Genomic DNA, 22,119 nt, shown 5'->3' on the forward strand with positions numbered 1-22,119 from the left:
GCCCGACGCCTTTTCCGCCAACTCAACGCCGCCGCGGCGGAATTGGGGGTTGACGGGATATAGAAGCTTCATAGGAGCGTCCGGACGACCCCGGAGACGAACGAGAGCGGCCCCACCGGAACCGGTGGGGCCGCTCTCGTCTGCGAAGTCTGCGGGGCGGATGTTGCACGGTAGGGGGCCGTCAGCCGAGGGGGTGCAAGGTGATCCAGGCCTTGCGCGGCCGCATCCCGGTCCAGGGGGGACTTTCCCGGGGCGGCCCCCTACCGTGAGCAGGTCGGTGGACCATCCGGTCCGGGCCTCGGCCACATGGGGGGTTGGGCCGGGTGCCGTGGGGATGTCTCTCACTCATCCACCGACTTCTCTTCTCTGCTCGCACTACTGATTCTGCCGTGTTTGCCAATGCAGAAGAATACACTTTCGTCTACACGTGGGCTGGACTTCCGTCCGGACCTGACACCTCGGGAGCGGGTCCGGCTCAGAGATCGCGCAGCTGCGGGTCCACGAGTCCGTTCTGGTACGCCTTGATCAGCGCCTGCACCCGGTCGCGGACGCCGAACTTCTCACAGACCCGGCCCAGATAGGCCTTCACGCTGCCCTCGGAGACGTGCATCTGCTCGGCGATCTCCCGGTTGCTCAGCCCCTGCGCCAGGAGCGTCACCGTCTCCATCTCCCGATCGGTCAGCAAGGAGCGCAGTCCGTCGTCCGCCGAGCGCGCCGGCTGCTGCTGGTCGGGCACGGAGATGACGTTGTCCGCGAGCGCACGGGCGATGGCCGGGGAGAGGGCGATCTCGTTGTTGAGCACCTGGTTCACGGCGTCGATGATCTCGTCGGGCCGGGCGTCCTTGACCAGGTAGCCGGCCGCTCCGGCGCGCAGGGCCGGCACCACGAACTCCAGCGTGGAGAACGTGGTGAGGGCCAGCACCTTGGACCGGGGACTGCGCGAGGTGATCTCCCGCGTGGCCTCGATGCCGTCCATCACGGGCATCTTCATGTCCATCAGCACCACGTCCGGGTCGATCGCCAGACATCGGTCGACGGCCTCACGCCCGTTGGAGGCCGTCCCGATGACCTCGAACCCGGGCTCGGCCGAGAAGAAGGACTTCAGGGCCTCCAGCATCAACGGCTGGTCGTCCACGACAAGCACTCTGCAATCAGTCACCCGCACAGTCTATTTTTCGATGTCCCCCAAAGTGCAACACGTCATATTCGACAAAAGTCACAAATGGTCTGGACAAAGGTCGATAGGCTCGTTCGGTTAACGTTGGCAAAATGGAATGTACCAGGGCAGCACACCCCCCTCGCGACCGGGAGATCTCTCCCCCCACCCCGGTCGTACCCCCCGATCCGGTGCTGCTCTCGTGATCCAAGGAGCCCCCCATGTCCAAGAAGAAGCTTGCCACCACCGTTGCCTCTGCCGCCCTCGCCGCGTCCTTCATCGTCGGTCCGGTGGCCCCCGCGAACGCCGGCGCCATCGTCGTGACGCCCCAGTTCACCCGTGGCGTCGTCTGCTCATATTTCTCCTTCTTCTGCCGATGAGATAAGTCTCTGGGTGTGACTGATGTAATTGCACCCATGCGGCACTCACCACGGACGTTCAGCAGCGCGTCGATCCTCGACGCCGAGCCGGTGGCTCGCTGGCTGTCCGTGGTGATCGTGCTTGCGGCGGTCGTGTGGTTCGCCGCCGACTTGCAAGAGCTGTACTCGGACTTCCAGAAGGGCGAACCTCTGGAGGGGCTCGCCGCTCTCAACGGTTTCCTGTCCTACGGGGCCTTGGCGCTGACCGCCTGGCGGTCGACCTGGGCGTCGTTGTTCTCCGTCACCTGCCTCACCACGTCTCTGATCCTGGGCGACTACGGCTCACTGGTGACCGGGTTCGCCGCCGTGACCATCGCGGTGGTGGCGACAGCATCGGCGCCGTTCGTCAAGGCGCACATGATCGTGTACGGCGCGTGGTGCATCCCCGCCTATCTGCGTCGTCCGGAAGAGCCCAACATCCTCATCGGTCTGACGGGACTGCTCCTGGTCTCCTTCGTGATCGGCTCCACCATCCGGCACTTCTCGCAACAACGACGTCGCAACGAGCAGCAGGTGCGGGACCTGGAGATCCTCAACGAGCGGCTCCGGGAGGACGAGCGGCAGGCGCTGGCGCGCGACCTGCACGACGTCGTCGCCCACGAGCTCACCCTCATCACGATGCAGACCATGAGCCGGCGCCGCTCCGGGGACGTCGGCGAACTGCACCAGGTCCTCGAGACCGTGGAGGGCGCCGCCCGCTCGGCCCTGCACGAGCTGCGGGTACTGCTGCGGCTGCTGCGCAACGAGAACGAAGGGGCACACCCCCGGGACGTCACGGGTGCCGGCCTCGCCATCGGGAGCCTGGAGCACGTGGTCACGTCCCTCGCGGCGAGCCTGCGGGACCTGCGCTTCGAGCCGGAGGTCGTGGTCACGGGCGACCTCGAGGCCATGCCGACGACCGTGCGCGGCACAGCCGCCCGCATCCTGCAGGAGGCGGTCACCAACATCATCAAGTACGCGCCGAACGAGTCCCGCTGCCGGATCGAGGTCACGGCGGACGACCACGAGCTGTGCCTGCGCGTGGCGAATCCTCTGCCGCGCAGCGCCCAGCGCACTGGCGCCCACTCCTCGGAGCTGTCCTCGGGGCTCGGCCTGCGGGGCATCGCCGAGCGCGTCTCCCTGCTGGGCGGTCACGCCGAGAGCGGTTCCGCGGACGGCCAGTGGGTCCTCGACGTGTGCCTCCCGGTGGACGGCCGGGACGCCCTGTGATCCGCCGGACCGAGCCGGACCCCGGCCTGGCGCGGCGCGTGGCGGGCGTCGTGGCCGCCATTCCCCCGGGCCGGGTGCTGTCCTACCGGGACGTCGCGGAGCTGGCGGAGTGCCGCTCCCCGCGCGCGGTGGGCACGGTCATGGCGCGCAGCCCCACCGGCGAGGAGCTTCCGTGGTGGCGCGTGGTCACGGTGCAGGGCACCCTTGCCGACCACCTCCAGGCCGAGGCCCGGGAACGGTACCGCGAGGAGGGCACGCCCCTGCGCGAGGACGACCGGCACCTCGTGCGCGTGGACATGGACCGCGCCCTGTGGACGCCCGACTCCCCCGGCGGCTGAGGCCGCTCAGCGCACCCGCTCACCGCACCCGCTCAGTGCTCCGGCTCCCCGATCCGGCTTCGCACTCGCACCCGGGATCCGGGCCCGGTGCCCGGGCTCAGTAGTCGAGCGGGCCCGCCACCTCGAAGAAGTTGCCGTCCGGGTCGAAGGTCCGGCCGGTGAGCCGCTCGAACGCCTCGACGTAGCGTTCGCGGGTCCGCTCCACCACCTGCTCCGGCAGCGGGGGCACCGGGCCGGCCCCGTTCCAGGCGGACTCGTCCGAGCGCAGCCAGTCCCGCACGTACTGTTTGTCGAACGAGGGTTGTGCCTTGCCCGGCTCGTAGGTCTCGGCGTCCCAGAACCGGGAGGAGTCCGGGGTGAGCACCTCGTCCCCGAGGGTGATCGCCCCGCGGTAGGAGTCGAGGCCGAACTCCACCTTGGTGTCCGCCACGATGATCCCGCGCTCGCGGGCGATCCTCTCGGCGGCGGTGTAGATCTCCAGGGTCAGCTCGCGCAGCCGGTCCGCCACCGCGTGGCCGACCCCGTCGGCCATCTCCTGGAAGGTGATAGGCAGGTCGTGCTCGCCCACCTCCGCCTTGCCGGTCGGGGTGAAGATCGGCTCGGCGAGCCGGGCGCCGTCCACGAGCCCCGGGGGCAGCTCGATCCCGCAGACCTCGCCGGTCTCCCGGTAGTCCTTGAGCCCGGAGCCGGTCAGGTAGCCGCGGGCGATGCACTCGACGGGGAACATCGACAGGTTCTTGCAGACGACGGCCCGCCCCCGGACGGACTCGTGCACGTCGGTCGACAGGACGTGGTTGGGCACGCCCGCGAGCTGCTCGAACCACCACAGGGACAGCTGGGTCAGGATCTTGCCCTTGTCCGGGATCTCGGTGGGGAGGATCTCGTCGAAGGCGCTGATCCGGTCCGTGGCCAGCACCAGGACCGAGCCGGCCCGGTACTCCGCGTCGTCGTAGATGGCCACGCCCGTCGCGCGCAGCCGCGACTCGTCGGGGACGTAGAGCTCCCGGACCTTGCCGGAGTAGATGTGCCTCCACCCGGGGATCTCGGGAGGAGTGGTGACGGTGCCCTGCTCGCTCATGCCTGCTCCTGACGGGGACGGGGATCGGAGGCCCCGGGGACGGTGACCAGTCCCCGGGCGGCCTTCAGCGCGATGTCGGTGCGGTGCTGCGAGCCCTCGATCGCCACGAGCCCCACACCCCGGTAGGCGCGCTCGCGGGCGTCGTCGAGGTCCGCCCCGAGGGCGACGACGGCGAGCACCCGCCCGCCGGCGGAGACGATGCACCCGGTGTGCTGGCCCTCGCGCGCCACCGCGGTGCCGGCGTGGACCACGTGCACGCCCTCGAGCGCTTCGGCGTCCTCCAGCCCGCCGATCGGGTCGCCCTTCCGGGGGCTGTCCGGGTAGTCCTGCGCGGCGACGACCACCGCGACGGCCGCCTCGGGCCGCCAGCGCAGCCGCTCGGCCTCGTCGAGGCGCCCGGCCGCGGCGTCGTGCAGCAGCCGCCCGAGCGGGGTGGCGAGCCGGGCGAGCACGGCCTGGGTCTCGGGGTCCCCGAAGCGGGCGTTGAACTCGATGACCCGCAGACCGCGGGTCGTCACGGCCAACCCGCAGTACAGCACGCCCACGAACGGGGTGCCCCGGCGGCGCATCTCGTCGACCGTGGGGCGGGCCACGCGCTCCACGACTTCGTCCACGAAGCCCTGCGGCAGCCACGGCAGCGGCGTGTAGGCGCCCATCCCGCCGGTGTTGGGGCCCTCGTCGTCGTCGTGGATCCGCTTGAAGTCCTGGGCGGGGCTCAGCGGGATCACGCGGGAGCCGTCGGTGAGCACGAACAGGGACACCTCGGGCCCGTCGAGGAACTCCTCGACCACCACGCTCCCGCCCGCGGCGAAGCACACGGCGGCGTGCCGGAGCGCGGCAGCGCGGTCGGCGGTGACGACCACGCCCTTGCCGGCGGCGAGACCGTCGTCCTTGACCACGTAGGGGGCGCCGAAGGTGTCGAGGGCGTCGGCGGCCTCCTCCTCGGTGGTCGCGACCCGCGCCATGGCGGTGGGCACCCCGGCGGAGGCCATGACCTCCTTGGCGAACGCCTTGGAGCCCTCGAGCCGTGCCGCGGCCCGCGAGGGGCCGAAGACGGGGAAGCCCGCCTCGCGCAGGGCGTCGGCCACGCCGGCCACCAGCGGGGCCTCGGGTCCGACGACGACGAGGTCCACCGCGAGCTCGCGCGCCAGCGCGGTGGCCGCGGCGGGGTCGTCGGCGTCCACGGCGTGCACCGGGACGAGCTGCGCGATCCCGGCGTTGCCCGGTGCGCAGTGCACCTGCTCGACCTCGGGATCTGCCAGCAGTGCGCGGACGATGGCGTGTTCACGGCCTCCGGGGCCCAGTACCAGAACCTTCACGCCCTCAGGCTAGACGATATGTAGTGACCGCCCGGGCACTCGGGGGTTGCGGGCCGGGGCCTCACTCACACAGATTCGTGGGTTACCGAGCAGGGGCCGCCTGCTCGGCCTGTCCGACATGTGTGGGAGGCCCCGGTGTTTACAGAGCGTACGAGCGTAGGCCTGGATGTGCACGCCCGATCGGTCGCAGCAGCAGCGATCGACGGGGTGACCGGCGAACTCGTCCAGGCGAGACTGACCCCGGATCACGGCCACATCCGGTCCTGGATCCAGGACCTGCCCGGTCCGGTGGCGGTGACCTATGAGGCCGGCCCGACCGGCTTCGGCCTGTCCCGGGCCCTGGGAGCCGACGGGACCCGGTGCGTGGTCGCGGCCCCGTCGAAGCTGCAGCGACCCTCGGGCGACCGGGTGAAGACCGATGCCCGGGATGCGGTGCACCTGGCGCGGTTGCTGCGCCTGGACGAGGTCACAGCAGTCGTCATGCCGTCCGTGGAGCAAGAAGCGGCCGAAGGACCTGGTGCGGGCGAGGGAGGACTGTCGCGGGGACCTGATGCGGGCCCGGCACCGGGTCTGAAAAGCTGCTGCTGCGCCACGGCATCGTCTACGACGGCGGGGCGGCGTGGACCGGGGCCCACCATGCGTGGCTGGCCCGCCAACACCTGGAGTCCCCGGCCACGCGGATGGCCTTCGACGCCGAGCACGAGGCCGTGCTGGCCACCCTGGCCCGCCGCGACCGGCTCGATGAAGCGATCACGGCGATGGCCGCCGACTCCCAGTTCACCCCGGTCGTGCACCGGGTTTGCTGCCTGCGCGGGATATCCACCCTGACCGGGTTCGGTCTGGCCGTCGAGATCGGTGACTGGTGCTACTTCACCGGCAACACCATCGGGGCGTTCGTCGGGCTGGTGCCTTCCGAGCACTCCTGCGGGACCACCCGGTCGCAGGGGCCGATCACCAAGACCGGCAACACCCATGCCCGCCGGCTGCTGGTCGAGGCCGCCTGGCACCACCGGCCCTCCTACCGGCCCGGGGTCACCATGCGCGGCCGGTGGGAGAAGGCCCCGGCCGCGGCCCGGGCCCGCGGGGACGCCGGCAACCGTCGACTGCACGAGCGCTGGGTGCGGATGCTCGAGCGCAAGAAGCGGCCCACCGTCGCCAACGTGGCCATTGCGCGTGAGCTGGCCGGGTGGTGCTGGTCGTTGGCGGTGATGGAGGACTGAGCCGCCGGCCCCTTCAAGCTGGTCCCTCGACGCTGACCCGCAGGCAGCGCGTGGAGCGATCCGCGATACAACTATGAGCAGCCCCGCAGCGTACTTGCCTGCGGTGCGACGCTCGACTCCAGACACGCGGTCCGCTCCAGCCGAACACCGTCCTGCGGTACCCAACCCGCGCATATCTCTAATGGGAGGTGGCTGGTCCGGGACCGGCTGGCAGACTGGTGCCGCTCCACCCGAGCGTGACTCGGCGTATATCTGGCCCACCCCGTGCGGTGGTGTCTTGAGACTGACTCGTCCGCTGGGCGGGAGCGGCGCTGGCCCTGCCCACTCCGATGGCTTGATAGAAGGTTGTCCGCCCCGCCCAGAAGCGGGACGTGACTCGTTAGAGATCCGTCTCGGCGTGACCCAATCCCGGGCTGGTGCCTGTTATCGGCCCGCACCCAGGAGAGCGTCATGAGCATCGTCGCTGAGCAGTACACCCACGTCGTCGGGGTCGACACCCACGCCCGAACCCACACCTACGCGGTGCTGCTTCCCGTCACCGGCCAGCTGGCCGACACTGCCACGTTCCCGGCCAGCCCACCGGGCATCACCCGGGCCCTGTCCTGGATCGGACGCCGTTGCCCGACCGGAAGGACGCTGGTGTCGGTCGAAGGCGCCAGCTCCTACGGCGCCGGACTGACCCGGGCCCTGCAGGCCGCCGGTGTCGAGGTCTGCGATGTGAGGCCTCCGCGGCGGCCCTCACGGGCCGGGGTCGGCAAGTCGGATCAGGTCGACGCGGCCGCAGCCGCTCGGGCCGTGGCCGGGATCGACACGACCATGCTGTTGCGCCCGAGGGCCGGTGGGGACCGCAACGCTCTGCGGATCCTGCTCAACGCCCGGCGCAGCATGGATCGTCAGCGCACCGCCGACCGGCACGCCCTCACCGCCCTGGCCCGCACGATGCAACTAGGCATCGACGCCCGCAAGGCCCTGACCCCGGCCCAAATCCGGGTGATGAGCTGCTGGCGTGAGCGGCCCAGCGATGCCCTGGAGGTTGCGGTGGCCCGCGCCGAGGCCCGACGGCTGGCCCGGGCCGTCACGGCGACGACCACCGAACTCGAGGCCAATCGGGCCGCTCTGGCGCGCATCGTGGAGACCATGGCACCCGGGCTGCTGGACGTGCCCGGGGTCGGGCCCGTGACGGCCGCCGCGCTGTTGGTGGCCTACTCCCACCACGGCCGGGTTCGTTCCGAGGCGGCCTTCGCGGCCCTGGCCGGGGTCAGCCCGATCCCGGCTTCCTCGGGCAACACCGTCCGTCACCGCCTCAACCGCCACGGAGACCGGCAGCTGAACCAGGCCCTGGACACCATCGCGCGCAGCCGCATGGCCTTCGACCCCGCCACCCACGACTACGTCGCCCGCCGCACCCAGGAAGGCAAGAGCCGCCGGGAGATCCGTCGTTGCCTCAAGCGGGTCATCGCCCGACAGCTCTTCCGTAAGATCCGTGCCCTCATGCCTTGACCGAACCCATAGAAGGGTCAGTCTGACCGCGCGTCGCCACCGACACGCTTGCCCGACCAGCGCCGAGACGGACCACAAAGAGGCGCCGCCCGGAAACCATCCGGACGGCGCCTCGCCCTGCCCTCTTGACAAGAATCCACTACATATCAGTTGTCGGCACCGGGAAGTGGCACATCGTTCCCGGCATGCGAGCACGGCCCCCGCCGGTTCCGGACGCCGCCGGACATTCCCGGCGCCACTGACATACTGGGGCGATGCAGACCTTCACCTCGGACCGCGCCGTGGACCTCGCCGTGCTCGAGCGCAGCGGCTTCGTCGAGTCCCGCCACCGCGGATCCGCCGTGGTCCTGGGCCCGGACGGGGCCGTGGCCGTGGAGCTGGGCGACATCGGCACCCCGGTCTTCCCCCGCTCCACGCTCAAGCCGTTCCAGACCATCGCCGCGATGAAGACCGGCGTCCCGCTGCGCGGGGCCCAGGTGGCCATCGCCTCCGCGTCCCACATCGGCTCCTTCGAGCAGCTCGACGCCGTGAGCTCGATCCTCGGTGCCGCCGGCCTGACGGAGGACGCGCTGCAGTGCCCGCCGGCCTGGCCCGAGGACGAGGAGGTCCGCACGGAGCTCGTCCGGGCCGGGCGCGGCAAGGCCCGGATCTGCATGAACTGCTCCGGCAAGCACGCCGCGTTCCTGTGGGCCTGCACCGAGAACGACTGGCCCACGGACAGCTACCTGGACCCGGAGCACCCCCTGCAGCGGACCGTGCTGGAGACCGTCGAGGAGTTCTCCGGCGAGCGCGTGGCCCACGTGGGAGTGGACGGGTGCGGTGCCCCTCTCGCGGCGATCTCCCTGACCGGCCTCGCCCGGGCGTACTCGACGCTGGGCCGGGCCGCGGGCAACCTCGACGCCGACGCCCGCGCCGCCACGGTCTCCCAGTGCATGCTCGACTACCCCGAGCTCGTGCACGGGCCGGGCAAGTACAACACCGTGGTCATGGAGGAGCTGGACGTCGTGGCGAAGCTCGGGGCGGAGGGCGTGCTCGCGCTCGGCACCCGCGCCGGGTGGTCGGTGGCGCTCAAGGTCCTCGACGGCGGCTCCCGCGCCAACGCGCTCATCGGCCTCGGCCTGCTCGCCCACGCCGGGGCCGTGCCCGCCCCGGCGGCCGCAGCGGTGATCGGGCGGGTGGTGCGGCCGGTCATGGGCGGGTCCCGCCCCGTCGGCCGGCTCCGCCTGGCGGAGCCTCTCCTGGAGCTGCTCGGGCCGGAGCTGGTCCGGGCGCTCGGGCAGGACTAGGCCGTGGCCCGGCGCCGCGTCGACCCCGCGGACGGGACCCTGGCCCTGGGCGCCTGGCGTGCGGACCCGGACGGGACCCCGCGGCGGACCGTGGCCACCGCCGTGCGCTACGCCCTCGAGGAGCTCGCCGAGCGGGTGCCCGGCAACAGCGTGGAGGTGCGTGTACCGCCCTTCGGCGTGACCCAGTGCGTGGCCGGGCCCCGGCACACCCGAGGGACCCCGCCCAACGTCGTCGAGACCGACGCCCGCACGTGGCTCGGCCTCGTCACGGGAAGTCTGACCTGGCCGGAGGCCGTCGCCTCGGGCGCCGCTGTGGCCTCGGGCACAAGGACCGATCTCGCGGACGCCCTGCCCCTGTTTCCCCGGTAGCCTTGGAGACATGAGCTCCACTTCCTCCTCCCCCTCCGCGCGCCCGTCTCCGCGGAAGGTCCCGCGCCGGCGCCGCCGGGATCGGACGGCCGTGCCGCTGGCCGCCTCGGGCAGCCAGCAGATGACCCTGCGCCGTGCCCCGAACATCTGGGCGTTCGTCCTGCTCGGCGGCGTCCTGGGCGCCGTCGTGGGCGTGCTCGTGGGGCTGACGGGCGGGGGCAGCGCCGAGTTCACCCAGGGGGCCGTGACCCTGTTCATGGTCTCCGTCTGCACGGTCCTGGGCCTGGCCGCCGGTGCCGTGCTGGCCCTCGTGCTGGATCGGGTCTCCGTGGCCCGGGCGCGGGCCGTCACCACCGAGGTCGTGGACGGGGACGGCGACGCCTCCTCCGGCGCGCCGGCGGACGCCCCCCGGCCCACCGACCCCCGAAGCTCGAGAGAAGGCTGATCGACGTGGTTCGCCCTGATGGACAGCTCAGCCACGACCTGCTCCCCGGAGAGAAGGGCCCCCAGGACGCGTGCGGCGTGTTCGGCGTGTGGGCCCCCGGCGAGGAGGTCGCGAAACTGGCCTACTACGGCCTCTACGCCCTGCAGCACCGCGGCCAGGAGTCCGCCGGCATCGCCGCGAGCGACGGCCACCGCATCGCGGTGTACAAGGACATGGGTCTCGTCTCGCAGGTCTTCGACGAGGCGACCCTCACCACCCTGACCGGGCACCTGGCCGTGGGCCACTGCCGGTACTCGACCACGGGCGGGTCCCACTGGGCCAACGCCCAGCCCACGCTGGGCGCCACCCCGCACGGGACCGTGGCGCTCGCGCACAACGGCAACCTCACCAACTCGGCCGAGCTGTACGAGCTGCTGATCGACAAGTCCGGTTTCCCCTCCCAGGGCGAGATGGCGCAGGGAAACACCACGGACACCGCGCTGGTCACCGCACTGCTGGCCGAGCACCCACACGGCTCCCTCGAGAACGCCGCCATGCACCTGCTCCCCCAGCTCGTGGGCTCCTTCTGCCTGGCCTTCATGGACGAGAACGCCCTCTACGCCGCCCGCGATCCGCAGGGCATCCGCCCGCTGGTCCTCGGCCGGCTCGAGCGCGGCTGGGTGGTGGCCTCCGAGACCGCCGCGCTGGACATCGTGGGCGCGTCCCTGGTCCGCGAGATCGAGCCCGGGGAGTTCGTGGTGATCGACGAGCACGGCCTGCGCTCCCAGCGCTTCGCCGAGACCCGCCGCGCCGCGTGCGTGTTCGAGTACGTCTACCTGGCCCGCCCGGACACCACCATCAACGGCCGCTCCGTGTACGAGTCCCGCGTGGAGATGGGCCGCCGGCTCGCCCGGGAGCACGGCATCGACGCGGACCTCGTCATGCCCACACCCGAGTCCGGGACCCCGGCCGCCATCGGCTACGCCGAGGAGTCCGGCATCCCGTTCGGCAACGGCCTGGTCAAGAACGCCTATGTGGGACGAACGTTCATCCAGCCCTCCGACACCATCCGCCAGCTCGGCATCCGGCTCAAGCTCAATCCGCTGAAGTCCGTGGTGGCGGGCAAACGGCTGGTGGTCATCGACGACTCGATCGTGCGCGGCAACACCCAGCGCGCCCTCATCCGGATGCTCCGGGAGGCCGGGGCCGCCGAGATCCACGTGCGGATCTCCTCCCCGCCCATCAAGTGGCCGTGCTTCTACGGCATCGACTTCGCCTCCCGCGCGGAGCTGATCGCCAACGGGCTCGGGGTCGAGGACATCAGGGCCTCGCTGGGGGCGGACTCCCTCGGCTACATCTCCGAGGACGGCATGATCGCCGCCACCCTGCAGGAGCGCGCCGAGCTGTGCACCGCGTGCTTCTCCGGGACGTACCCCACCCGCCTGCCGGACGCGGACAAGCTGGGCAAGAACGTCTTCGAGTCCCGCACGCCCGTGGACACCTCGCCCCGCCGGGCCCCGGGCGGGCCGTCCGTGGCGCAGCGGCCGGAGCACGCCTCCGCCGTGTCCATCGACACCCACCCCTCGGCCGCCGCCGGCCTCCCCCGCCGGCCCGCCGAGCGCACCAGCATTTCCGACGAGGACCCCGGCGTCCAGGAGACCTCCACCGGGTGCGACCCCGGGCCCGACGCCGACCTCGAGGAGCTGCTCCTGCCCGAGGACCGGGTCCCCGCCGGACCCACCGCCCGGCCGGCCACCGAGCCCACCGCCGGGGCCGGATCCCAGCACGCCGCCCAGCATGAGACCACGAAGGACGCCTGACATGGCCCAGCCCCCCTCCTCCACGAACCGCACCGTCACCTACGCCAGCGCGGGCGTGGACGTCGAGGCGGGAGATCGGGCCGTCGAGCTCATGAAGAGCGCGGTCCGGGCCACGCACACCCCCAACGTGGTCGGCGGGGTGGGCGGGTTCGCGGGGCTGTTCGACGTCTCGGAGCTGCTCGCCTACCGCAAGCCCTACCTCGCCACCTCGACCGACGGCGTGGGGACCAAGGTCGCGATCGCCCAGACCCTCGACGCGCACGACACGATCGGCTTCGACCTCGTGGGCATGGTCGTCGACGACATCGTCGTGGTGGGCGCCAAGCCCTTGTTCATGACCGACTACATCGCCACGGGCCGGGTGGTCCCCGAGCGGATCGCGGACATCGTGCGCGGCATCGCCGCGGCCTGCGAGCAGGCCGGCACCGCCCTGGTCGGAGGGGAGACCGCCGAGCACCCGGGGCTGCTCCGCCCGGACGAGTACGACGTGGCGGGGGCCGCCACCGGCGTGGTCGAGGCCGACGAGCTGCTGGGCCCGGACCGCGTGCGCGCCGGCGACGTGGTCATCGGCATGGCCTCCTCCGGGCTGCACTCCAACGGCTACTCCCTGGTCCGCAAGGTCATCAACGTGGCGGGGTGGTCGCTGGACCGGCAGGTCTCCGAGCTGGGCCGCACCCTGGGCGAAGAACTGCTGGAGCCCACCCGCGTCTACGCCGCCGACGTCCTCGACCTCGCCGCCGCCTTCCCCGTCAACGGACCGGACCGCACCACGGGCCGGGGTGTCCGCGGCTTCAGCCACGTGACCGGAGGCGGCCTGGCCGCGAACCTCGCCCGGGTGCTGCCCGCCGGGCTCGAGGCCACGGTGGACCGCAGCACCTGGGAGCTGCCCGCGATCTTCCAGCTGATCAGCCAGCTCGGCAACGTCCCCCTGGCCGATCTCGAGCGGACCCTCAACCTCGGCGTGGGCATGGTCGCGATCGTCGACCCGTCCGTGGCCGACGACGCCGTCGCCCACCTCACGTCCCGCGGCCTGCCCTCGTGGGTCATGGGCAGCGTCGGCGAGATCGACCCGGACGCCGACCACTGCGGACCCGACTGGGTGCAGGGCGCGAAGGGCGTGGACGGCGGCGCGGTCCGCATGGTCAACGCCTACACGGGCTGATCCGGCCCGGAGAGACCACCGGGGAAACAGTGAACGCCCCGCCGCCCGGCGGGGCGTTCACTGTTTCCGGGCACGCGAAGAAGGTGCTCGTCCTGGACGGGCACCTTGTTGCGTCATGCGGTGGAGACGAGCGGAGCTCCCGGTGGTTACCGGCGGAAGTCCTCGTCGTAGTCGTCGGCGTACTTGTCGACGTAGGCCGAGTAGTCGTCCTCGTCCTCCTCGACGGTCTCCTCGACCGGCTCCCGCAGCGGAGGCATCTGCTCGCTGCCGCGCAGTTCCCGCTGGAGTGCCGTGAGGTCGGTCTGCGGGCTGAAGTACTTAATCTCCCGCGCCTGCCGTGTCGCCTTCGCCTTTTGACGGCCGCGCCCCATGGCGTGACCCCCTCTGTCTCTTGGTCCGGACGGCGGCACTCAGGCACAGAGTACGGCCCCGGAAATGTCGTATGAATGGTTCGTGAGACCAGGGTACATGGTTTGCCAGCCCGTTGCGCCCGGCCCGGGACCGGCGCGGTGGACTGTCGGCCACCTCACGGGAGACGGTCGGAACGCGGTCCGGAACCGGCGGTGGCGGACCGCCACCGGGTCTCCCCGACGGCGGCCCGGCCGGCGGACGGGCCGCCCCCGCCGCTGCTCGCGGCGGGCTCCGGTGCCCAGCCGGCCGGGCCGCCCCAGCCTCAGTGCGCGGCGTGCGGCTGCTCCGACACGGCGGTGACGGTGAGCCCGTCCGCCACGACGTCGGCGTCGACGTCCACCCCGACCGTGTCGCCGTCCACGACCGCCCCGGAGAGGATCGCCCTGGCGAGCTTGTCCCCGATCTCCCGCTGCACGAGCCGGCGCAGCGGCCGGGCCCCGTAGGCCGGGTCGTAGCCGGTGAGGCCCAGCCACTCGGTGGCCGCGGGGGTGACCACCAGGCTGAGACGGCGCTGCCCCAGGCGCTCCGCCAGCTGGGCGACCTGGATGTCCACGATCTTCGACAGGTCGGACGTGGACAGCGGGTCGAACAGGATCACGTCGTCGAGCCGGTTGAGGAACTCGGGCTTGAACGAGGCGTTGACCACGTTCATCACCGCCTGCTTCTTCGTCTCCGGCTCGATGGTCTGGTCCACCAGGAACTGGCTGCCCAGGTTGGAGGTGAGGATCAGGATGACGTTGCGGAAGTCGACCGTGCGTCCCTGCCCGTCGGTGAGCCGTCCGTCGTCGAGCACCTGCAGCAGGATGTCGAAGACGTCCGGGTGGGCCTTCTCGATCTCGTCGAGCAGGACTACCGAGTAGGGGCGGCGCCGCACGGACTCGGTGAGCTGGCCACCCTCCTCGTAGCCGACGTAGCCCGGAGGGGCTCCGACCAGCCGGGAGACCGTGTGCTTCTCCCCGTACTCGGACATGTCGATCCGGACCAGCGCGCGCTCGTCGTCGAACTGGAACTCCGCCAGGGACTTCGCGAGCTCGGTCTTGCCCACTCCGGTGGGACCCAGGAACAGGAACGAGCCGATCGGCCGGTTCGGGTCGGAGATGCCGGCGCGCGAGCGGCGCACGGCGTCCGCGACGGCCTGCACGGCCCGGCGCTGGCCGATGAGCCGCTTCCCGAGCACGTCCTCCATGTGCAGCAGCTTCTCGGTCTCGCCCTGGAGCATGCGCCCGGCGGGGATGCCGGTCCAGGCCGAGATCACCTCGGCGACGTCGTCGGCCGTGACCTCCTCGGAGACCATGGTGTCGTGCGGGGCGGAGGTGTCCTCCTGCTCCTGGGCGACGTCGAGCTCCTTCTGCAGCGCCGGGATCTCCCCGTAGAGCAGCCGGGAGGCCTCGGCGAGGTCGCCCTGGCGCTGGGCCATCTCCGCCTGCGAGCGCAGGTTGTCGATCCGCTCCTTGAGGTCGCCGACGCGGTTCAGGCCGGCCTTCTCGGCCTCCCACCGGGCGTTGAGGGCGTCCAGGTCCGCCTTCCGGTCGGCCAGCTCCTGGCGCAGCGCGGCGAGGCGCTCGACGGACGCGGGGTCGGTCTCGCGCTCCAGCGCGAGCTCCTCCATGGTCAGGCGGTCGACGGCGCGGCGCAGCTGGTCGATCTCCTCCGGCGCGGAGTCGATCTCCATGCGCAGCCTCGAGGCGGCCTCGTCGACCAGGTCGATGGCCTTGTCCGGAAGCTGCCGGCCCGGGATGTACCGGTTGGACAGCGTGGCCGCCGCGACGAGCGCGGCGTCGGCGATCTGCACCTTGTGGTGGGCCTCGTAGCGCTCCTTGAGGCCGCGCAGGATCGCCACGGTGTCCTCCACGGAGGGCTCGCCGACGTAGACCTGCTGGAAGCGGCGCTCCAGGGCGGCGTCCTTCTCGATGTTCTCGCGGTACTCGTCCAGGGTGGTCGCGCCGATCAGGCGCAGCTCGCCGCGGGCCAGCATGGGCTTGAGCATGTTCCCGGCGTCCATCGAGCCCTCGGCGGCGCCGGCGCCGACCACGGTGTGGATCTCGTCGATGAAGGTGACGATCTGCCCCTCGGACTGCTTGATCTCCTCGAGCACGGCCTTGAGCCGCTCCTCGAACTCGCCGCGGTACTTGGCGCCGGCCACCATGGACCCCAGGTCCAGGGAGATCAGCGCCTTGCCGCGCAGCGACTCGGGGACGTCCCCGGCGACCATGCGCTGGGCGAGTCCCTCGACGACGGCGGTCTTGCCGACGCCGGGCTCACCGATCAGGACCGGGTTGTTCTTGGTGCGGCGCGACAGCACCTGCACCACGCGCCGGATCTCGGAGTCCCGCCCGATGACGGGGTCCAGCTTGCCCTCGCGAGCCATGGCGGTCAGGTCGGCGCCGAACTTCTCGAGCGCCTGGAACGTGCCCTCGGGGTTGGCGGTGGTCACCCGGCGGTCTCCTCTCACGGACGGGATGGCGGTCCTGAGCTGGTCTGGGCCGGCCCCTGCGCCCCGCAGGACGTCCCCCGCCTTCCCCTCGTGCTGGGCGAGGCCGTACAGGAGGTGCTCGGTGGAGATGTACTCGTCGCCGAGGGACTGGGCGAACTGCTCCGCGGCCTGGATGACCTGCAGCGCTCCCCGGTTGAACTGGGCCTGGGCCGTGGAGGACCCGGACGCGGAGGGCAGGGCCTTGATGGCGACGCTGGCCTGCGCGGAGACGGCGTCGACGTCGGCCCCGGTGGCCTTCAGGACGGCGACGGCCACGCCCTCCCGCTGGTCCATGAGGGCCTTGAGGAGATGGGCGGGCTCGACCTGCGGATTGCCCGCGGTCGAGGCGTTGGTCGAGGCGGCGGAGAGCGCCTCCTGGGACTTGGTGGTGAACTTGGTCTCCACTGCGGCTCCTTTGCGGCTCCTTGACGAGGGACGGTCCGGGGACGAACCGACCTGGCGCTGCTCTTCAGCGAGTGCGGCCGGGCAGTTCAGCTAACCTGAGTCTATCTCACTCAACCCTGGGCCGACAGCGTCTATTCCTGCCCGCTTCAGCATCCACGGCCACGGGAACGGCGCGGACCCCCGCCTGACGAGTCCTCTGAGGTGCTCGTCCGGCAGGGGTCCGCGGGGTGCAGGTCGTGCGGGCCCCGCTCCGGTCTAGCCGGTGCTGCGCCCCGTCAGCTTGTCCCGGAGGCGGTCGACCATGCCGACGCCGGGCCCGATGGTCTTGTGGAACAGCTCCGAGTGCGGCGCGTGGGGATGCGGCCGGGTCGGCGCCACCTTCTTGGCCTTCTGCACCTTCTCACCCAGCTCCACGAGGTCTTCGGCCGGGATGTGCGCCCGTAGCTTGGGGAACTGGTCGGACTCCTCGTCCTCGATGTGGTGGCGCAGCTGCGCCTGCATCTCGCGGATCAGTTCCATGAACGCCGGCTCGGAGGCGTCGACGCCCTCCACCTGCTTCATGACCTGGACGAGCTCGTCGTGCTCCTTCTTGTCGTGCGCGACCTCCTCGGCACCGTCGGGCAGGTGCTTCTCCATCACGGGGTAGACGTGCATCTCCTCCGCGACGGCGTGGCGCATGACCTCCGCGATCACGGTGTCGGCCAGGTCCCGGCGCTGGGCGGCGTCCGGCGTGCGCTCGATCCGGCCGAGCAGGTCGAGCATCTCCCGATGGTCGGCGGTGAGGATGTCGATGACATCCGTGCCCGGTCCCGCAGCGTGGGTGTCGGTCATGAGACGCGCCTCCTTGAAGTCGTGGTTCCGGTCCCGGTGGCGGCGGCACGAGCTCCCGGCGCCTGAGCACCGGCCGCACCCGCGCCGCCCTTCAGCAGTGCGCTGATCACTGGTGACTCTAGGCCACACGGACATCGGCCGACCAGGCCCCGCCCGCCGATGACGTGCCCCCGGCTCGGCGGCAGCCGGACGTCCCGGACCGGCCGCGCCCACCGGGAGTCGGCGCGATCCATATCACACGCACCCCCGATTTGTCCAAGATCACAGGTCCGAATCGTTGGATGTCCTCGACTTCCTCCGTAGCATCGGTGTTTCACCCCGTTCGGCCCGACGACGCGCCTTCCACACCCCCCTTTGTTCCACACGGAAGGAACTGCCATGTCCGCACCTCGCACTGCCGTGCTCCAGGTGATCAACGCCCCGGACCGCACCGGCACCCGCCTCGCCCTCCTCGCCCTCGCCCTCGGCGGCTTCGGCGTGGGCACCACCGAGTTCGCCTCGATGGGGCTGCTGCCGTTCATCGCCGAGGACCTCGACGCCTCGATCCCCGCCTCCGGGCACAGCATCGCGCTCTACGCGCTGGGCGTGGTGGTCGGCGCACCGCTCATCACGTCCCTGACCTCCCGGGTGGAGCGCAAGACGCTCCTGCTGGGGCTCATGGGCGCGTTCACCGTGGGCAACGTCCTGTCGGCGGCCGCCCCGACCCTCGAATGGCTGTACGTGGCGCGGTTCCTCTCCGGCCTGCCCCACGGCGCCTACTTCGGGGTCGCCGCGGTGGTGGCATCCTCGCTGGTGCCGCGCGAGCGGCGCGGAACGGCCGTGGCACGGGTGGCCCTCGGCCTGACGGTCGCCAACATCGTGGGCGTCCCCCTCGCTGCCGTGCTCGGCGGAACACTGGGCTGGAGGTCGGGCTACGGGCTCGTGGTGGCCATCGGTCTGCTCACCGTCGCCGCCCTCGCCCTGTGGGTGCCGCGCACCCGCAACGGCGGCGGGGTCTCCGTGGCCCAGGAGGTCCGCGCCCTGGGCCGCCCGCAGGTGACCCTGACCCTGCTGGCCGGGGCGGTCGGCTTCGGCGGGATGTTCGCCGTGTACACCTACATCTCCCCGATCCTGACCGAGCTCAGCGGCCTCGGCCTCTCGGCGGTGCCGTGGGTGCTGGCCGTATACGGGGTGGGCATGACCGCGGGCTCCCTGCTGGCGGGCCCCCTGCTGGACCGTTCCATCGAGAAGACCGCCCTGGGCGCGGGGGCCGTCTCCGGCGTGGCGCTGGCCTTCTTCGGCCTGTTCGCCCACTCCGCGGTCGCGGCCGTGCTCGGGGTGCTGTGGATCGGCGCCATGGGCGCCCTCTTCAGCACGGCGCTGCAGATGCGCCTGCTCCGCGAGGCCAAGGACGCCCCGTCCCTGACCGCCGCCATGAACCACGCGGCGTTCAACCTGGCCAACGCCATGGGCGCCTTCCTCGGCGGCACCGTCATCTCCGCCGGCTGGGGCTACCGCTCCCCCGCCTGGGTGGGCGTCGGCCTGGCCGTCGCCGGCCTGCTCGTCCTGGGCTACGCGACCCGCCTGCACCGGACGGGGGACGCACCCGCCTCCTCGCCCGTCCGCACCGGGCCCTCCTGGGCCTACCAGGCCGCCTCCGACCTGACCGTTCTGCTACCGGATCCCGTCCATCCGGGACCGGCCCTGGCGAACGGCGCCCGGATGACCAGCTGGGCCGATCTCGGCCGGTGACCTGTGACCGATGACCGATGACCGGTGGCCGCCGGCGCTCCCTGCCTGCTGGGCCGGAGGCGCCGGCGGAGCCGCGCCGCCGCCACGGCCAGGACCGCCTCCACCGGCCGCACGTGCCCGTTCCGCAGCCCGGGGTCCACAGTGGGAGGGTCCTGAGCGGCCCCGGGAGGGGATGGCACACTCGGTCCCATGCGTGAGCTCGTCGTCCTCGGCACCGCCTCCCAGGTCCCCACGCGGACCCGCAACCACAATGGGTACCTGCTGCACTGGGACGGCGAAGGCCTGCTCTTCGACCCGGGCGAGGGAACGCAGCGGCAGATGACCCGTGCGGGCGTCCCGGCCTCCCGGATCACGCGCATCTGCCTCACCCACGTCCACGGCGACCACTGCTACGGACTGCCCGGCGTGCTCTCGCGCCTGGCCCTCGACGGGATGCCCCACCCGGTCCATCTGCACTACCCGGCCTCCGGCGAGGACGTGGTCCGTGCGCTCGTGTCCCTCGCGACGCCGGGCACCGACCTGCGGCTGCACCCGCACGGGAGCGGCGGGACGGTGGCACCGAACGTGGAGGTGCGGCCGCTGCACCACCGTGTGGAGACCTACGGCTACCGGCTGGTCGAGCCCGACGGGCGCACGATGCTGCGGGACCGGCTCGCCGCGGCCGGGATCGCCGGCCCGGACATCGGACGGCTGCAGCGGGAGGGGCGGCTGGGCGGGGTGCGCCTCGAGGACGTGAGCGCGCGGCGAACGGGCCAGCGCTTCGCCCTCGTCATGGACACGGCGCCGTGCCCGGGGGCCGAGGAGCTCGCCGACGGAGTCGACCTGCTCGTGACCGAGTCCACGTTCGCCGACGAGGACGCCGCCCTCGCCGCGCGGCACCGCCACCTCACTGCCGGCCAGGCTGGCGCGCTGACCGGCACCGGAGGCCTCGGCACGCTCGTCCTCACCCACTTCTCGTCCCGGTACACCGACGTCTCCCGTCTCGCCGAGCAGGCCCGCGACCGTGCCGGCGGAGCGACCGTGCTGGCTGCGGAGGACCTCGACCGGATCCCGTTCCCGCGCAGGCGGTGATCTGTCGCCACCTCTCCGGATCCCTCGCCGGAGGGGGCCGTTCCGCGTCCGCGCCGCCCCGCGGTCCCCCGGCACCCTGACCCGACGTTAGAGTTGTTCCAGACTTCTCGGGGCCATCCGGCCCCGCACGCGGCCCCGGCTCGACAGGAACCGTCCGCACCACCTTGCTCCACCCCACCACGCACCCACGATGAAAGCGGAATCCTTTGACCAATTCCTCCCGCAAGCTCAAGTCCCCGCCCCCGCTGCCCTCCGGGGGCCTGCGGGTCACCCCACTGGGGGGTCTGGGCGAGATCGGACGGAACATGACCGTCTTCGAGCACGCCGGCAAGCTCCTCGTCGTCGACTGCGGCGTGCTGTTCCCCGAGGAGCACCAGCCGGGCATCGACGTGATCCTGCCCGACTTCACGTCCCTGCGCGACCGGCTGGGCGACGTGGTGGGGATCGTGCTCACGCACGGCCACGAGGACCACATCGGGGGCGTGCCGTACCTGCTCAAGGAGCGCCCGGACATCCCGGTGATCGGCTCCGAGCTGACCCTGGCGTTCATCACCGCCAAGCTCAAGGAGCACCGGATCACCCCGAAGGCCGTCCACGTCGAGGCCGGCGACCGGCACCAGGCGGGCCCCTTCGAGTGCGAGTTCGTCGCCGTCAACCACTCGATCCCGGACGGGCTCGCCGTGGCGATCCGCACCGACGCCGGACTGGTGCTGCACACCGGTGACTTCAAGATGGACCAGTTCCCGCTGGACGACCGGATCACCGACCTGCGCCACTTCGCGCGGCTGGGGGAGGAGGGCGTGGACCTGTTCCTCACCGACTCCACCAACGCCGAGGTCCCCGGTTTCACCACCTCCGAGCGCGAGCTCACCCCGGCGATCGACCAGGTCTTCGCCACCGCCCCGAAGCGGATCATCGTCTCCAGCTTCGCCAGCCACGTCCACCGGATCCAGCAGGTCCTGGACGCGGCCCACGCGCACGGGCGCAAGGTCGCCTTCGTGGGCCGGTCCATGGTCAAGAACATGGGCATCGCCCGCGACCTGGGCTACCTGAAGATCCCGCGCGGGCTGGTGGTCGACTTCAAGAAGCTGCAGTCCATGCCCGACGACAAGGTGGCGCTGGTGTGCACCGGGTCCCAGGGCGAGCCCCTGGCCGCGCTCTCGCGCATGGCCGGGGAGACACACCAGATCCAGCTCAACCAGGGCGACACCGTGCTGCTGGCCAGCTCACTGATCCCCGGCAACGAGAACGCGATCTACGGGATCATCAACAAGCTCACGGACCTCGGGGTGAAGGTGGTGCACAAGGGCAACGCCAAGGTCCACGTCTCGGGCCACGCCTCGGCCGGGGAACTGGTCTACTGCTACAACATCGTCAAGCCGACCCACGTGATGCCCGTGCACGGGGAGTCCAAGCACCTGCACGCCAACGGCGAACTGGCCGCCCGCACCGGGGTGGATCCCGAGCGCATCCTCATCGCCCGTGACGGCACCACCGTGGACCTCGTCGACGGCCGGGCACGGATCTCCGGCCAGGTGGAGGCCGGGCTGGTCTACGTGGACGGCCACACCGTGGGCAAGGTCACCGAAGAGACCCTCGTCGAGCGCCGGCTGCTGCAGGAGGGCGGCGTGGTCACGGTCGTGGCCATCGTCGACGCCGACACCAACGCGCTCGCCGAGCCCCTGGAGTTCCTCGCGAAGGGCTTCGTGCACGACGAGCACATCTTCGACGGGGCCGCCGACAAGGTGAAGAACGCCCTGGCGCGCCCGGCCACGTCCAAGGTCGCCGACCTCGACAAGCTCGAGTCGATCATCGCCGACACCGTCAGCCGCCACCTGGAGCGCGCCTACCGGCGGGCCCCGCTGGTGACGGTCGTCGTCGTCGACGCCTGAGCCGC

The 22,119-nt window shown here is 71.6% G+C and carries 18 protein-coding genes and 1 pseudogene; 13 read left to right on the forward strand and 6 right to left on the reverse strand.

Annotation, left to right across the window (positions count from 1 at the left end; all coding sequences use genetic code 11):
- Window positions 1-475 precede the first annotated feature (475 nt).
- Window positions 476-1,159: a response regulator gene (locus ACFYE1_RS14415; RefSeq protein WP_387744201.1), complete on the reverse strand. Its 684-nt coding sequence runs from the start codon at window positions 1,157-1,159 to the stop codon at window positions 476-478.
- 218 nt (window positions 1,160-1,377) lie between these two features.
- Between ACFYE1_RS14415 and ACFYE1_RS14420 the strand changes: the two genes are divergently transcribed.
- The 3 genes from ACFYE1_RS14420 to ACFYE1_RS14430 are packed head-to-tail and all read left to right on the forward strand — an operon-like array spanning window position 1,378 to window position 3,122.
- On the forward strand, window positions 1,378-1,536 hold the full coding sequence (locus ACFYE1_RS14420; RefSeq protein WP_387744204.1) for a hypothetical protein: 159 nt from the start codon (window positions 1,378-1,380) through the stop codon (window positions 1,534-1,536).
- Between the two features lie 36 nt (window positions 1,537-1,572).
- Window positions 1,573-2,784, forward strand: a complete 1,212-nt coding sequence (locus ACFYE1_RS14425) for a sensor histidine kinase (protein ID WP_387744207.1) — start codon at window positions 1,573-1,575, stop codon at window positions 2,782-2,784.
- A complete protein-coding gene (locus ACFYE1_RS14430) occupies window positions 2,781-3,122 on the forward strand; it encodes an MGMT family protein (RefSeq protein WP_387744210.1) in 342 nt (113 codons plus the stop codon). Before ACFYE1_RS14425 ends, ACFYE1_RS14430 begins: the two co-directional genes overlap by 4 nt.
- Before the next feature lie 97 nt (window positions 3,123-3,219).
- Here the strand turns inward: ACFYE1_RS14430 and ACFYE1_RS14435 are convergent, their stop codons facing one another.
- Both ACFYE1_RS14435 and purD read right to left on the reverse strand, forming a co-directional pair.
- Entirely contained in the window at window positions 3,220-4,200 is a 981-nt protein-coding gene (locus ACFYE1_RS14435) for a phosphoribosylaminoimidazolesuccinocarboxamide synthase (RefSeq protein ID WP_387744213.1), read from the reverse strand.
- Window positions 4,197-5,519, reverse strand: a complete 1,323-nt coding sequence (purD, locus tag ACFYE1_RS14440) for a phosphoribosylamine--glycine ligase (RefSeq protein ID WP_387744216.1) — start codon at window positions 5,517-5,519, stop codon at window positions 4,197-4,199. Before purD ends, ACFYE1_RS14435 begins: the two co-directional genes overlap by 4 nt.
- A gap of 135 nt (window positions 5,520-5,654) precedes the next feature.
- Between purD and ACFYE1_RS17530 the strand changes: the two are divergent.
- The 7 genes and pseudogenes from ACFYE1_RS17530 (at window position 5,655) to purM (ending at window position 13,300) form a co-directional block, all read left to right on the forward strand.
- Window positions 5,655-6,739: pseudogene (locus ACFYE1_RS17530) on the forward strand (IS110 family transposase).
- Window positions 6,740-7,189: 450 nt separating this feature from the next.
- Window positions 7,190-8,239: an IS110 family transposase gene (locus tag ACFYE1_RS14455; RefSeq protein ID WP_387744222.1), complete on the forward strand. Its 1,050-nt coding sequence runs from the start codon at window positions 7,190-7,192 to the stop codon at window positions 8,237-8,239.
- A gap of 254 nt (window positions 8,240-8,493) precedes the next feature.
- The gene (locus ACFYE1_RS14460; protein ID WP_387744225.1) at window positions 8,494-9,525 is read left to right on the forward strand and encodes an asparaginase; all 1,032 of its coding nucleotides are present in this window, start codon (window positions 8,494-8,496) and stop codon (window positions 9,523-9,525) included.
- Window positions 9,526-9,528: 3 nt separating this feature from the next.
- Window positions 9,529-9,894, forward strand: coding sequence for a sterol carrier family protein (locus ACFYE1_RS14465; RefSeq protein WP_387744227.1), 366 nt, complete (start codon window positions 9,529-9,531; stop codon window positions 9,892-9,894).
- A 10-nt stretch (window positions 9,895-9,904) separates the two neighbouring features.
- Complete coding sequence (locus ACFYE1_RS14470) at window positions 9,905-10,339, forward strand: hypothetical protein (RefSeq protein WP_387744230.1); 435 nt, start codon at window positions 9,905-9,907, stop codon at window positions 10,337-10,339.
- Between the two features lie 5 nt (window positions 10,340-10,344).
- Window positions 10,345-12,138 (forward strand): amidophosphoribosyltransferase, encoded by a 1,794-nt coding sequence (gene purF / locus ACFYE1_RS14475; protein WP_387744233.1) that lies wholly within the window; start codon window positions 10,345-10,347, stop codon window positions 12,136-12,138.
- A 1-nt stretch (window position 12,139) separates the two neighbouring features.
- Window positions 12,140-13,300 (forward strand): phosphoribosylformylglycinamidine cyclo-ligase, encoded by a 1,161-nt coding sequence (purM, locus tag ACFYE1_RS14480; protein ID WP_387744235.1) that lies wholly within the window; start codon window positions 12,140-12,142, stop codon window positions 13,298-13,300.
- A 146-nt stretch (window positions 13,301-13,446) separates the two neighbouring features.
- Here the strand turns inward: purM and ACFYE1_RS14485 are convergent, their stop codons facing one another.
- From ACFYE1_RS14485 to ACFYE1_RS14495, 3 genes are all read right to left on the reverse strand, one after another.
- Window positions 13,447-13,671, reverse strand: a complete 225-nt coding sequence (locus tag ACFYE1_RS14485) for a DUF3073 domain-containing protein (protein ID WP_387744238.1) — start codon at window positions 13,669-13,671, stop codon at window positions 13,447-13,449.
- Window positions 13,672-13,973: 302 nt separating this feature from the next.
- A complete protein-coding gene (clpB, locus tag ACFYE1_RS14490; RefSeq protein ID WP_387744241.1) occupies window positions 13,974-16,589 on the reverse strand; it encodes an ATP-dependent chaperone ClpB in 2,616 nt (871 codons plus the stop codon).
- 255 nt (window positions 16,590-16,844) lie between these two features.
- Complete coding sequence (locus ACFYE1_RS14495; RefSeq protein WP_387744244.1) at window positions 16,845-17,420, reverse strand: hemerythrin domain-containing protein; 576 nt, start codon at window positions 17,418-17,420, stop codon at window positions 16,845-16,847.
- Window positions 17,421-17,798: 378 nt separating this feature from the next.
- On the opposite strand from ACFYE1_RS14495, the gene ACFYE1_RS14500 reads away from it, so the two are divergent.
- From ACFYE1_RS14500 to ACFYE1_RS14510, 3 genes are all read left to right on the forward strand, one after another.
- On the forward strand, window positions 17,799-19,151 hold the full coding sequence (locus tag ACFYE1_RS14500) for an MFS transporter (protein WP_387744247.1): 1,353 nt from the start codon (window positions 17,799-17,801) through the stop codon (window positions 19,149-19,151).
- Between the two features lie 189 nt (window positions 19,152-19,340).
- The gene (locus ACFYE1_RS14505) at window positions 19,341-20,222 is read left to right on the forward strand and encodes a ribonuclease Z (protein ID WP_387744249.1); all 882 of its coding nucleotides are present in this window, start codon (window positions 19,341-19,343) and stop codon (window positions 20,220-20,222) included.
- Between the two features lie 206 nt (window positions 20,223-20,428).
- Complete coding sequence (locus ACFYE1_RS14510) at window positions 20,429-22,114, forward strand: ribonuclease J (protein ID WP_387744252.1); 1,686 nt, start codon at window positions 20,429-20,431, stop codon at window positions 22,112-22,114.
- Window positions 22,115-22,119 lie beyond the last annotated feature (5 nt).

Source organism: Kocuria nitroreducens (assembly GCF_042879195.1).
GTDB lineage: Bacteria > Actinomycetota > Actinomycetes > Actinomycetales > Micrococcaceae > Kocuria > Kocuria nitroreducens.